We start from the raw sequence: 12,609 nt of genomic DNA, 5'->3' as shown, positions 1-12,609 counted from the left end.
TTAAAATTTTCCTGACCCAATGATAACAATAACTTTATTACAGTATAGAATCCTATGATGCCACCCGGTTTACAAGAGTTTTGGCGCGTTACGAGCCTTATTGGGGTAATGTTGACGCTTGGTTTTATCTTTGACCACCCCTTATTTTTTCTTGTGGTGGCGTGTCTGCTTTATCTTAACTGGCATTTATATAACCTTTTTCGTCTGATGCACTGGTTTCGGGAAAAACGCAAAACGCCCTTACCCGATGCGTTTGGTTTATGGGGTGAGACGTTTTATCAATTTTATCGTTTGCAACAACGCAATCGTAAACGTAAGCGCAAACTCACAACCATGTTAAAGCGCATTCGCCGTTCCATTGCCGCTATGCCTGACGCAGCGGTTATTTTAAATGGTAATAATTTTGAAATTGAATGGTTTAATAAAATGGGTCAGGTGCTTTTAGGATTACAAGCACCGCAAGACCGACAACAACCCATTACAAATTTGATTCGCTACCCCAATTTTATGCAGTTTTTAAAAGAAGGGGATAAAGAAGATTCCATTGTTATCACCGCACCCAATGACCCCACGTTGATTTTACGGGTTAATGTTGTTCCTTATGCGGGTAATCGACATTTACTCATTGCGCGTGATATTACTCGCATTCAACGCTTAGAACAGATGCGCCGTGATTTTATTGCCAATGTGTCGCATGAATTACGCACGCCATTAACGGTTATTGCGGGTTTTTTAGAAACGATAAATGACCCTGATGACCCTTGTGCGCAACAATGGCAACGCCCTTTATTGTTAATGACGCAACAAACCGCACGAATGCGCAATATTGTTGATGATTTATTATTGTTATCGCGTTTAGAATCTGAAGTGCATTTAAGCTCGGTAGAGCGCATTGATATTATTGAAATGTTGCAAGATATTTGCGAAGAGGCACAAATTTTAAGCGGTGAGCAAAATCATCATATTACGTTAGAAACCGATGAAGACGCTATTTTATATGGACACGCAGAAGAAATTCGCAGCGCGTTTTCTAATTTAATTTTTAATGCTATTCGTTATACCCCAGCGGAAGGTGATATCAATGTTCGCTGGTATAGTGATACAAACGGCTTACATTTAGAAGTACACGACACAGGCGAGGGCATTCCGCCTGAACATATTCCGCGTTTAACCGAACGTTTTTATCGGGTTGACATTGCACGCTCGCGTAATCGTGGGGGAACAGGGCTAGGATTAGCCATTGTTAAACACGTATTAAATCGGCATAAAGGGCATTTACGGATTGCTAGCACCGTTGGAGAGGGAAGCACTTTTTGGTGTGAGTTTCCACATGATGCGAACAAGGCGCAATATGAGAGAATGCACGAAATGTTATAAGTATGAATAACCTTATATTTTATAACTTATCATGATAATACGGATACCATCGCTGGTATCCGTTGTTTGTTTTTAATCCTATTTACTTGATATTTCAGTGTTTACGCGGTGTTTCAGTACTGTTAGAAAACGCACCGATGACTTTATCCATCAACGCAAATAATAATTCCACGCTATATCCTGCTAAAAAAGCCAATGCTAACGGCGATAATGCACTAAAAGATGCAACATTTGGCTCGGTAAACCAACCAATGGCTAAACCTGATAACGCGCCTAGTTGTATTCGCAACCGATAGCTAATATTGGATTCTTTGACATACGTCAATTCTCTAATTTCCACCGTTAAAACACGCAATACGTATGCAGATGCTCCTAATAATCCATATAAAACAGGTAGTAAATACAATTGTAAGGCGCGTAAAATAAATTGTCTTTCCTGCAACAAAATATCCATACGCATTGCGGTTTCGGGTGTATAGGAACTGATTGTGGAGCTTGTCGCGGGTTGCAAAATAGTAGGCGACAAAAATAACTCCCCTTGGTCAGTTGTTTGCTGAAAAAGTGCGCGGGTATTTGTTTGTATAACGCTGTCTGTACTAGCCGTGCTGGCTGTGCTAGTGGTCGTGTCTGTTGTAGCAGTGGTTTCTGTTGTGTTGTTAGCCGTATCAGAGTTAAAAATAAATACCGACCATGAAGATGAATTTTTAAGAATCTCATAATTCGCCATCAAACGGTTGCGTAAATCTTCTAATTGCGCATTTAAGTTATTTATCTCACGATCAACTGACCATTGTTCAATCGGAACACGTTGTTTAATACTGTCTAATTCAGCAATAATGGCTTCAATCTGCGTGGACAGTTTCACAACTGGGCTTACACGCATAGATGCCATTAGCCAATAGACTTGTACAAACAATAAAATAAATAAAATAAATAGGCTACCTGCCTGATATACCTTTACGGTACGTTTTGCCTCAGAATCTTGTATGTTTACCAGCGATAATTTTGAGGATTTACTTTTAATCTGTTCTAACGCTTGTAGCTCTTCTTCATTAAACACACCACAGGCGCGTAAGCTGCTGACAGAAACAGGATAAACTGCTTTTGCAATGGCATTAAATGCGTGCCAAAACAGAACTTCTCGCTCGGCTGTCCATTCACGTTTTTTTAGCCAATATTTCGCGCTCACAACGGTAGAAATCACGTTTTCATCAATATCTAAGCCTTTTTTTGAGGCGTAGGTTATCAATAAGTTAGCTTCATCAATATAACGTATCATGTGGGCAGTCGCTTCAGAAGCTTCTTCAACTGACACCTTGTTAGGGGGGTTAGACTTTGTCGCAGTAACCGCCTGTGTATCAGGCGGAATATTGGGGGATTCAACGGTTTCAGGCAACACATTATCCGTTGCAAGAACAGCCGTTTCTGGTTTTATTTCGAGAGTTTCCGCATTCACGACGAATTACCTGCTATTTCACCAAAATTTGATAGGAGCAAGGGGTTTGTTCACACATTAACGGCGTATCGTCGGCAAATACAACATCTACACGCCATACCCCTGTTGGCACGCTTTCCCGACCGCTAGAAATTCGCAAATCAAAAACACCATTGCGCTTAATCTCATCTTGCAACTGGTCTTTTAAAACAGCAAGTTGTGCGGCATCTGAGGGGATGGCATCAACCGCCGTTTCAAAGCGAAAACCAACCACAGGATAAGCACGAAACCATTTGTGACGAATGGGTAGTTTAGCGGGTCTGTTCAATTCGCGTAAAAAATCGCTGCCGCCTTTAATGCTCATCCATAAGTACAAAGGTGAACCACTGGGCGCGGAATCGGAATAGGCGGTTAAAGGGTCTTTAGATTCGGTAATCATGTCTGTCCAGATAGCATTGACTGAAGGCAATACAGTACGAATCATATAACGACAAGGCTGATTTCTATCACAAGTAACGGGCGATTCATCGGCGAACAATATATCCAATCGCCAAACACCGGGGCGTGTGTTTTGCTCGGCTGTTAAATTAGTTGATAAACGATAAATATCTAAAACATCAGGTGGCGGTGGCGTTTGTTCGGTTCGTGAACGGGCTTGATTTGGATTAACACGTCTTTCTCGATTGGCATCAAACGTAGTGACATACGTGAGTGGTGACTCTCCTTCACTGGTCCAACGGGCTTTTAACGGTAATTTATTATCGTTTTGCAACCCACTAATAAAAGGGTCTTCTGCTTTTAAAATGAGTAGAAAATAGAGGGCTTCATGTGATGGTGCGGCACGCTGGTAAAGTTTGCGTGAATTAGCAGGACTATCCGCCCAACTACTGGCTAGTACATTTAAAGGGGGTTCAGCGAAGACCGATGGTGTTGTACATAACAGCAAGCCAATACACAACCCTGTTTTTATTAGTATAAGTAATGATTTATTCATCGGAGAATGCTCCATAATAAGGCATGAATGAAAACTATAACATGCTTTATTCAATCAACATACGCTTAAACCGTGACAATCTGCTATGTTTCTTCGCTGGTGCTAAATCAGTTAGGCGTTGTGGTGGGGAACATCATCAAATAACGTGATTGATAAGGTCGCCTACTCGGCTAATTTTATACTTTCCGTCACGTTGTTTAATATCCAATCAATCTGTGTATCTGTCTCTAACGCGCTAAAGTCTATACCATCAAACCAACGGTCATAATAAACCGCCGTTGCAACCTTTGCCGTTAATTGACTGCTGGATAAAACCAATGGGTTTGCAAAGCGCAGATTTTGTGGGCGTGGCGTTTTTGCAAGGTCTAGGGTAAAGGCAACCGTTGTTGTGGTGCCTCGTGGTAAATATTCCCCTTCTACATACAAGACGCGGTTAATCATATTAATTGTGGGGGGTAAATACTGTGTGTCTTCATCTGCTTTCATTAATTCCAGCGTAATACCGCAATAACTCGCAGGTGCTGGATAAATATCGCCTAAATATAAAGCTTGTTCATCAGCGTTTAAGACATTTAATACATTTGGCACGCCTAACTGTGTCGGTGTGGTTTGTGCGTGTGCGTCAGCCGTTGGCAATAATACATTAAGCAATGGAGTCCACAAACGCGCAAAATCTAATCCACTACAATCATTGGTTAAATGCACGCTCCAAATAACTAAGTAAGCCTTATTTAGCGTGATTTTAATCCCTTCACTATTATAAAATGTTTTAACGCCTGCTGATGCGCTGGGCGTTTTTCCTGTTGCATCGGGGCTTTGGTGTGGGCTTGCGGTCAATGTTACGGTAATGCCTTCTGCTAAACTTCCTTCGCTATTTCCCCCGCTTCCCCCACCACAGGCATTGAATAAGCCAAAGATACAACAAACAACGCTAATCTTCACAACTTGTTTAAAAATCATAAACGACTCCAACTTGCAAAATGCTTTCTTCTTCTTGCTCACCATTTAACTGTTTAATCACAGGAATCTGTACACCTGCGTTTAAAATCATATCGCTTGTTACGGTATAAATTAACTTGGGCGAAAAAAACGCGATAAATCCGCCCGAATCAGCATCAGATACATCAGCAAATTGATTTTTTTCACTCCAACGTGCATCAATGCCCATTTGTAACGCGAGCGAGTGATTAAGCGCGTATTGTCCTGCAAATGTTAGAACAAGGGCTTGTCCTGCGGAAAACTCGTTAAATCCTTTAAACGCATGATGTACAACGGCACTACCATAAAAAAAATATGGAAACGCATAATAGCCATACCACACGCCTAGCTGTGGTACGACTGCACCTGTGCCTGTTTGTACATCAATGTCTAAAGAATGCCCTGCATTATCCGTTTGCTCAGGTGCTGTGGGTAGCCGTAAACCTGCGATAAGTCCCCATAAAGTGCGGTGTGCGTTTGCATCGTCTGTGTTTAATGTCAGTTTTGCACTGATTTCTATATCCCCCAGTGCGTGACTTTCTTGCGTTGCTAAATTGGCATATTGCAATTGCTTATCGACCAGTGGCAACCGAATAGCCAGATTTAAAATCTCATTCCACGCATAACTAACGCCCAATGTCAGCCGTTGCTCGGTTAATTCTGTTTGATTAAAACCCGCAATGCCGATACGTTCTTGACGATATAAATAATCAGCCGATAGCCGCAAACGTCCCGTATAGGCTTTTTCTGTTCCCATCAGGCTCAAGGTTGGGTCGCCCGCCATACACGTCGAACACGCGAAAACAGGTGACGAACTCCATAAGCCAAGTAGTACGCATAACAACCCATAAAACCGTAAGATTAAGGACATTGGCTATTCCTCGCCACATTACCAAATGGGTCGCTAAATCGTGTATCACAAATGAATGTCCAATCGGTTAAGCTCTTTAAATAGCTAATTAAATCTTCCCGCTCACTATTCGATAACACAAAACCAACTAACAATTCACTACGGTATGGATTTAATGCGCCATCTCCCGCATATTCGCCTGTTTCAATCTTGCGTCCCCCTCGTGCGTAGTGGTCAATCACCTCGTTTAAACTGGCGATAGAGCCATCGTGCATATATGGCGCGGTCAATTCGATATTGCGTAATGTGGGGGCGCGAAACCGTCCCATGTCTTCGGCTTTAAAGGTCAACTCCCATAGTCCGCGCCCATTTTCAGGATACGCGCCCGTGCCACCAATATTGTATAATCCATTGTTATGAAACTCTAATTCTACAAAAACACTTTGGGTATGATTTGTCGATTGGGTAAAGTTAAATCCACCGTGACAATGAAAGCACTCTAAGCGTTCTGAAAAAAATAATTCCATCCCGCGCTTTGCAGCGTCGGACAAGGCAGTGGTTTGATTTTGATAAATTTGTTTATCGTATGGTGAATTACCAGAAATCAAGGTACTTACAAAACTCGCAATGGCTTTTGCGACATTGCCTGTGGTAAATGGTTCAGTCTCTTCAGGAAAGGCAGCGACAAATTTGCTTTTATACAAAGCATCCTCTTGTAAACGCGCTAAAATTTCGCCCTCTTTATCACTCCAACCCAATTCCACAGGAAATTCTGCAAACATTGGCACAAGGGCTTGTTGATGTAAGGTTGTTAATAGCGGATTTGCCCAATTAAATGCTGAGTTATAGGCGACATTAGTCAAACTCATACTGTTGCGCGGATGTGCTTCACCCAACGCACCAACATTGGTTTTTTTCCCGTCTGTAAAGGCTTTATTCTGTTCATGACAACTCGCACAACTAATCGTTTCATTAATCGACAAGCGACGGTCATAAAATAGATAACGTCCTAAATCCACTTTTGCGTTACTGATGGGATTATCAGCGGGTATTTTTGGCGTAGGAAAGCCTGTGGGCAGTTGCCAAACAAATGGCGTAACGGTGATAGGCTCGACGGTTGTTGTGTCCGTGCTGCTTGTGCCATCACTTCCACCGCCACAGGCGATTAAGGTGAATAACAAAAAAAGATAAAGCGTGAAATGTCGTAACATGACGCGCTACTTCACGCTAAAAAAGGCTTGTGTTTCTTTAGGATAAGTAATTGCAGGATTTGCGCCGTCGTTATAAATAAAATCTAAGCCTAACAAAGGGAAAATAGTTTGACACTCAGGGTCGTTATTGCCCGACATGCAGCCCGATGCTGTATTAGGTGTGTTATATGCCACATTAGAATTACGCAAAACTTTGCCAATATCCGCAACGATGGTTGTTTTATTTAATACAAAATTCGTTAAACAAATTTGCGGGGTATTGGTATAAGTACAGGGTGCATCTGGCTGTTTTCCTTGTTTATTAACATCTGAACAACCGGTGCTACCTAAATGTAAATGAAAACTTGTTTTTAAGCCGTCAGGGTCGCCAATACCATCTATGCGAATAAATTTCCGCCCTGTTGTCCATGACCATAACATCCCCGTGACATTTAATGGCGCGGGAATACTCGCAGGGTCTGAATGATTTTCATCAAAAGCTAAACCAACGGTAAAGCAAATATTTTCTTGAAAATTATTAATATTTTCTCCTGTTGGCAAGGTTGCAGTAATTTTTGTATTGGTTTCTGCCGTGCCATTCACACAACCGTTTTCAAAATCTAATAATGCCACATCGTTGTACTGCCACTTGCCATCTTGTTTTAAATCAAGGTTTAAAAATGTGCCATCTAATCGTTGTAATTGTATCGCTGACAGATAAAAACGGAAATCGTTAATTAAATAGCTGTCTGTAATGGCATTGCCCACGCCTTTATAGGTCGTGCCACAGGCAAAGGACTGACCATTAACCGCCGCAGAAAAAGGGATTTCAATGTCTGTTGTGCGAGTTGTGGTGGTGCTGTTGGTATCGTCATCGCTATTGCACGCTGTTAAAAACAGGGGTGAACAAGCAGATAAAAAAAGAGGGATTAAAGCCAAACGCATAAAATTCTCCGCAAAATGAGTGAATTGAGCGGATACTTTAGGCATGGCTTATGCCATGAATTTATTTTAATAAAATTAATTGGTTATTTATTTTTTAGTAAAAATTACTGTGTTATTTGACACAGTTTTAGGGGATTTGGCGGTATGGAAATATCATTAATGACTTATCTCGCGCAAAATACTTGCTCGCACGCATTTTAAAATTCCATAATGATACTTTCCTGAAAAATTATCAAAAACAGGGCGTAATAATTGTTGGTCTTCTGCTAGGGAGAGTAAAGCATCTTCAATGTCGTTTATGTCATCATCACTTAATTCATCAGGCGAAAATACTTGGCGTAAGTTGACTTTACCTTCTTCAATACCAATCGCGATGTGTTCATAAACGGTTGATAATTTTAAATCGCGTTGTTGTGCAATTTGTTCTGGGGTTTTTCCCTGCGTGAGCAGTGCGGTTAGGGTTTGTGTGACTGTTTCGGAAAACGTGTTGGTTACTTTTAATTCAGCGGTTTTTTTTGGCGGTGTTGGTGCGTCTTTATATTGTAAGGCGTGGTTATCTAGGATATTAAGAAACGGTTGTCCGTAACGTTCTAGTTTACGCACGCCAACCCCAGAAATACGGCTTAAAGCGTGTAAGCTATCAGGGCGATGTATTACCATATCACTTAAGGTACTGTCATGAAAAATGACGTAAGGCGGGACATTTTGTGCTTGAGAATATTCTAAACGCTTACTCCGTAAGGTTTCCCATAGAATTAAATCTGTGCCTGTAAACGCATTTTTGTGGTCGGTACGGGTTAGTTTTTTATCGGTTGGCGCGCGCGGGGTGTCTTTACGTAAACGAATGCTAATTTCACCACGTAAGAGGGGGCGGGCTTTTTCTGTCAGAAATAATCCGCCATGCCCTTCAATATCTACGCCTGCAAAGCCGCCCGCAACCAGTTGACGAAACACGGAACGCCATTGGTCGGTGTTTAAATCCGCGCCTATGCCGTAAGTGGTGAGATGATGGTGTCCGTTTTGCAGAATGCGTTCGATACTTTTGCCTTGTAAGACTTCTATCAGATAATTTACGCCAAAACGTTGCCCAGTGCGGTAAATGCAGGATAAGGCTTTTTGGGCGATTTGTAAGCCGTCGTAGGTTGCCGCAGGTTCTAAACAGGCATCACAATTGCCACAGGGTTCAGCCAGTTCATCGCCAAAGTAGGCAAGTAGCACTTGACGACGACAATTCGTTGTTTCGCAATAGCCTAATAAGGCTTCTAATTTTTGTTGTTCTAGGCGTTTGTGTTGTTCGTCAGCTTCGGAGCTGTTGAGTAATTTGCGCAGTAAAATCACATCTTCTAAACCATACGCTAGCCACGCATTCGCGGGTAGTCCATCTCGTCCTGCACGTCCTGTTTCTTGGTAATAGGCTTCTAAACTTTTGGGTAAATCCAGATGGGCAACAAAGCGTACATTGGGTTTATCAATCCCCATTCCGAAAGCGATGGTTGCGACAATAATAATGCCTTCTTCACGTAAAAAGCGGTTTTGATGGTGTTGGCGGATGTCATGGGATAGACCTGCATGATAGGGGAGGGCTGTCCGACCGTTGACCGTGAGAAATTCGGCAGTTTCTTCGACTTTTTTGCGGGATAAGCAGTAAACAATGCCCGCATCTCCTCGATGTTCTGTATTTAAAAAAGTTAATAGTTGTTTACGGGCAGGGGATTGTTTTTGGATGATGTGGTAGCGAATGTTGGGGCGGTCAAATCCCGTTACAAAAACGTGGGCGTTTTCTAGTCCTAAACGGCTGATAATTTCACGACGGGTGGGCATGTCTGCCGTTGCGGTTAAGGCAATGCGGGGAATGCTGGGAAAGCGTTCATGCAGAATCGAGAGCCTTGCGTAGTCGGGGCGAAAATCATGCCCCCATTGGGATACGCAGTGGGCCTCGTCAATGGCAAATAGGGCAAGGGGAAGCGTTTCTAAAAAGTCTAAAAAACGCGGGTTATTTAGGCGTTCAGGGGCAACATAGAGTAAATCTAGGGTATTTTGGCGAAGTTGTTGTACGATTGCACGGGTTTGAGCGGAATCTTGGGTTGAATTGAGAAATGCCGCCCGAATGCCGAGTTGTAGCAGGGCATCAACTTGGTCTTGCATCAGTGCAATCAGGGGCGATACGACAACACCAACACCTTTACGTAATAGCGAAGGTATTTGATAACAAATGGATTTCCCGCCACCTGTTGGCATGAGTACCAGTGCGTCCCCACCCGTTAATATGTGTTGAATCACCGTTGCTTGATGACCACGAAAATGTTCGTAGCCAAAAACACGATGTAGAATGCTGGAGGGGGTGTCATCAGACATGGGCGCGGAAAGTGGGTTTAAAAATGTTTTTAAGTGATTGTCAGTATAGCTATTGTATTTCTTCAATCCATAGGGCTTGAATCGCTTCTAAAATTTTTTCGTTGGATTTTTCTGGGTTATCTTCAAACTCGTCGAGTTGACAAACCCATTGGTGCAAATCGACGAAACTAATGTATTGCGGGTCTGTATCAGGATATTTTTCTGCCAATTGAATGGCAATTTCTTGGGTATCTGTCCATTTCAGGCTCATGATTAATCTCCTTGAATTTATTTAATGGTTATTAGTTCGGTCGTAAAGCTGTTGCAAACGCACTTAAGTTTTGACGGGATATTGCCGTTTTAAATAAATTAGTTAGGGGTTGAATGGTATCGTTTGCGTTGATTTTCAATGATAATGATGACTATATTGATTTAAGTCGTTGTTGTAAAACAGTGTTACATCAGTTAGTAAAGGGTTTCGTCTGTCATGTAGGATAGATTTGGTGGGTACTATTTTTAAAAATCATCAAAATAAACAAAAAAGTAGGTACGCATAAACACGTACCTACAGGTGTTAAATACTACTTTTCTAATACATACGTTCCCGGTGCGGGACAAAGGTCGGGGAATTGTTCACTGCCAATAGTTGGCGGTGCAACCATCTCACCACACTGTTGTCCTAACCATTTATCCCAATCTTCCCACCATGAACCTTGTACTTTAGGGGTTGCTGTAACCCACGCATCGGCATCTAGCTGCCCTGTTGCATCGCTCACCCAATAACGACGTTTTGGTGGATTCGCTGGTGGGGAAATAATTCCAAGTATATGCCCTGATGTTGCTAACACGTAACGCACGGGGCTTTTGACTAATCCACACATTTTGAACGTTTCTTTCCAAGGTGCGATATGGTCTTGCTCCGCGCCAACAGCATATAGGGGTTGGGTAATTTTTCGGACATCAATGGGACGACCCCCTAATGTAACCCCATTAGGTTGCATGAATTTGTTATGTAAGTAAAATTCGCGCAAGTAGAAGGAGTGCATGGCTTCAGGTAAACGTGTGCTATCCATATTCCATGCAAGGACATCAAATTGTGGCAATTCTTCACCATACAAATAGTTATGGACGTAGTAGTGCCAAATCAAGCTGTTAGAACGCAACATTCGGAAAGAATCGGCTAAGTTATCGCCTGACAAGTAGCCATGTTCACTCATCATTTCTTCAATGTGTTTAATCGTTTCTTCATCGATAAATACTTTGATTTCACCCGGATTCTCAAAATCCACCAGTGTTGCGAATAAGCTCCATGAATGAATTGGGCTGGTAATGTCACCTTGTACGTCTGCATCCAGCCATGCCATCAATGCGGTTAAAATAATTCCACCGATGCAGTAACCTACAGCATGAATATGGGGGGCGTTCGTAATTTGTTTGGCAACATTTGCGGCTTCTAACACGCCTTTGAGCATGTAGTCATCTAGCGAGGTATTCCGCATCGCTTCTGTTGGGTTTTTCCAACTGATGATAAAAACGGTATAACCTTGTGCAACTAGCCAACGGACAAAACTTTTTTGTTCGCCTAAATCCAGTACGTAAAATTTGTTAATCCATGGCGGGACAAATAACAGCGGAATTTGGTGAACATTCTCTGTTTGTGGTTTGTACTGAATCAATTCAAATAAGGGTGAGCGATATACCACAGAACCTGCCGTATTGGCTAAATTACCGCCAACGGTAAACGCGGTATTATCCACCATGCGGATGGTTTTATATTTGGTGTCAGTAATGAAATTTTCTAAGCCCTTAACCAGACTTTGTCCGCCTGTTTCGATAAACCGTTTGACAGCAACAGGATTGGTCCAAAAATAATTACTGGGTGAAATTGCATTTAGCACTTGCCGCATCCAAAACCCTGCTTTATCTCGGGTTTTTTCGGAAATGTTGGGTGTTTTATAAATGCTGTCTTCAATCCAGCGGGTATAAAGCAGGTAAATTTCTTTAATCGTGTCTAAATAAGGGTTTTCTATCCATTCTGGTTCTTGAAAACGTTCATCATATTCATTAACAGGAACAGAATCTTGCACAATAAACCCGCCAAACCGTTCCCATGTTTGCAATTGTACTGCCCAACTGTCTTTACTCAGTTGTAATAAACCATCTGACAGTTCTTTTGGGTGATTAAGCCATGCTTTTTGTACATCTAAATAAGATTGGGTAATCCCAAAAGGGTCAACCGATTTTAATAAGTCTTTAGCGACTTTTTCTGATTTTTCTGAAAAAAGTCCAAAAGGGTCAAAAACATTACCAAATCGTGTCATGAACTCATCTTGGCTTATGCCAAAGGGTTCAAATAATTTACTCATTTGTACCGTTAGTTCGTTGAGTGGCAAGGGGTTGGAATAAGGCATACATACTCCTTGATGGTGATTGATTGTAGTCACTATATATAGTGTATTTTATATTTTTAAATCAAAACACTTAGAATTATCACCGCTTGAGATAT

10 protein-coding genes are annotated in these 12,609 nt (G+C 41.9%); 1 reads left to right on the top strand and 9 read right to left on the bottom strand.

Going from position 1 to position 12,609, the window contains the following annotated elements:
• Positions 1-54 precede the first annotated feature (54 nt).
• A complete protein-coding gene (gene phoR, locus AL038_RS03465; RefSeq protein ID WP_101539103.1) occupies positions 55-1,377 on the top strand; it encodes a phosphate regulon sensor histidine kinase PhoR in 1,323 nt (440 codons plus the stop codon).
• Positions 1,378-1,471: 94 nt separating this feature from the next.
• On the opposite strand, the gene AL038_RS03460 is transcribed toward phoR, so the two are convergent.
• The 9 genes from AL038_RS03460 to AL038_RS03420 all read right to left on the bottom strand — a co-directional run bounded on the left by AL038_RS03460 (position 1,472) and on the right by AL038_RS03420 (position 12,514).
• On the bottom strand, positions 1,472-2,833 hold the full coding sequence (locus tag AL038_RS03460; protein WP_062149083.1) for a hypothetical protein: 1,362 nt from the start codon (positions 2,831-2,833) through the stop codon (positions 1,472-1,474).
• Positions 2,834-2,846: 13 nt separating this feature from the next.
• Positions 2,847-3,806 carry a hypothetical protein gene (locus AL038_RS03455; protein WP_062149080.1) on the bottom strand — a complete coding sequence of 320 codons (960 nt, stop codon included), beginning with the start codon at positions 3,804-3,806 and terminating at the stop codon, positions 2,847-2,849.
• A gap of 162 nt (positions 3,807-3,968) precedes the next feature.
• Positions 3,969-4,766, bottom strand: coding sequence for a hypothetical protein (locus AL038_RS03450; RefSeq protein WP_062149077.1), 798 nt, complete (start codon positions 4,764-4,766; stop codon positions 3,969-3,971).
• Positions 4,756-5,655, bottom strand: a complete 900-nt coding sequence (locus tag AL038_RS03445; protein ID WP_145917049.1) for a hypothetical protein — start codon at positions 5,653-5,655, stop codon at positions 4,756-4,758. The genes AL038_RS03450 and AL038_RS03445 overlap by 11 nt, the downstream gene beginning before the upstream one ends.
• The gene (locus AL038_RS03440) at positions 5,646-6,845 is read right to left on the bottom strand and encodes a methanobactin export MATE transporter MbnM (RefSeq protein WP_062149071.1); all 1,200 of its coding nucleotides are present in this window, start codon (positions 6,843-6,845) and stop codon (positions 5,646-5,648) included. The genes AL038_RS03445 and AL038_RS03440 overlap by 10 nt, the downstream gene beginning before the upstream one ends.
• 6 nt (positions 6,846-6,851) lie before the next feature.
• Positions 6,852-7,769, bottom strand: coding sequence for an MbnP family copper-binding protein (locus tag AL038_RS03435; protein WP_062149068.1), 918 nt, complete (start codon positions 7,767-7,769; stop codon positions 6,852-6,854).
• A 156-nt stretch (positions 7,770-7,925) separates the two neighbouring features.
• Positions 7,926-10,124: a DNA helicase RecQ gene (gene recQ / locus AL038_RS03430; RefSeq protein WP_062149065.1), complete on the bottom strand. Its 2,199-nt coding sequence runs from the start codon at positions 10,122-10,124 to the stop codon at positions 7,926-7,928.
• A gap of 49 nt (positions 10,125-10,173) precedes the next feature.
• Positions 10,174-10,374, bottom strand: a complete 201-nt coding sequence (gene iscX / locus AL038_RS03425) for a Fe-S cluster assembly protein IscX (protein WP_062149062.1) — start codon at positions 10,372-10,374, stop codon at positions 10,174-10,176.
• 310 nt (positions 10,375-10,684) lie between these two features.
• Positions 10,685-12,514 (bottom strand): PHA/PHB synthase family protein, encoded by a 1,830-nt coding sequence (locus tag AL038_RS03420; RefSeq protein ID WP_083991413.1) that lies wholly within the window; start codon positions 12,512-12,514, stop codon positions 10,685-10,687.
• Positions 12,515-12,609 lie beyond the last annotated feature (95 nt).

This window comes from Beggiatoa leptomitoformis (genome assembly GCF_001305575.3).
Taxonomy (GTDB): domain Bacteria; phylum Pseudomonadota; class Gammaproteobacteria; order Beggiatoales; family Beggiatoaceae; genus Beggiatoa; species Beggiatoa leptomitoformis.
The sequence above is the reverse complement of the archived record's forward strand: the minus strand, read 5'-3'. Positions and strand labels throughout refer to the sequence as shown.

What these genes read in the sequence shown, in the direction of transcription:
- phoR (WP_101539103.1), top strand. Translation starts at nt 55, where the DNA reads ATGATGCCACCCGGTTTACAAGAGTTTTGGCGCGTTACGAGCCTTATT.
- AL038_RS03455 (WP_062149080.1), bottom strand. Translation starts at nt 3,806, where the DNA reads ATGAATAAATCATTACTTATACTAATAAAAACAGGGTTGTGTATTGGC.
- AL038_RS03450 (WP_062149077.1), bottom strand. Translation starts at nt 4,766, where the DNA reads ATGATTTTTAAACAAGTTGTGAAGATTAGCGTTGTTTGTTGTATCTTT.
- AL038_RS03445 (WP_145917049.1), bottom strand. Translation starts at nt 5,655, where the DNA reads ATGTCCTTAATCTTACGGTTTTATGGGTTGTTATGCGTACTACTTGGC.
- AL038_RS03440 (WP_062149071.1), bottom strand. Translation starts at nt 6,845, where the DNA reads ATGTTACGACATTTCACGCTTTATCTTTTTTTGTTATTCACCTTAATC.
- AL038_RS03435 (WP_062149068.1), bottom strand. Translation starts at nt 7,769, where the DNA reads ATGCGTTTGGCTTTAATCCCTCTTTTTTTATCTGCTTGTTCACCCCTG.
- recQ (WP_062149065.1), bottom strand. Translation starts at nt 10,124, where the DNA reads ATGTCTGATGACACCCCCTCCAGCATTCTACATCGTGTTTTTGGCTAC.
- iscX (WP_062149062.1), bottom strand. Translation starts at nt 10,374, where the DNA reads ATGAGCCTGAAATGGACAGATACCCAAGAAATTGCCATTCAATTGGCA.
- AL038_RS03420 (WP_083991413.1), bottom strand. Translation starts at nt 12,514, where the DNA reads ATGCCTTATTCCAACCCCTTGCCACTCAACGAACTAACGGTACAAATG.